This window comes from Bacillus sp. SIMBA_008 (assembly GCF_046535495.1).
GTDB lineage: Bacteria > Bacillota > Bacilli > Bacillales > Bacillaceae > Bacillus > Bacillus subtilis.
The window spans coordinates 1-244 of record NZ_JAWRWL010001076.1; the positions used below are offsets into that span (position 1 = coordinate 1).

The following is a 244-nucleotide window of genomic DNA, read 5'->3' on the forward strand; positions in this document are numbered from 1 at the left end:
CATCGCAGGCGGAACCGCTGCTCGCCATGAACGGCATCACGAAGCGCTTCGGCGCCGTGGAGGCGCTCGTCGACGTCGACTTCACGGTGAACGCGCGCGAGGTCGTCGGTCTCATCGGCGACAACGCCGCCGGAAAGTCCACGCTCGCGAAGATCATCTCCGGGGCGCTGGACCCGACCGACGGCGAGATACCAAGCGCCGCAGAGACGCGTAACCTCGGCTCGCCCGCCGCCGCCCACCCACT

1 protein-coding gene is annotated in these 244 nt (G+C 69.3%); it reads left to right on the forward strand.

The window, feature by feature from the left end; genetic code table 11:
- Nucleotides 1-26: 26 nt before the first annotated feature.
- A partial coding sequence (locus SB658_RS26730; RefSeq protein WP_410603518.1) for an ATP-binding cassette domain-containing protein occupies nt 27-244 on the forward strand: 218 nt, incomplete at its 3' end.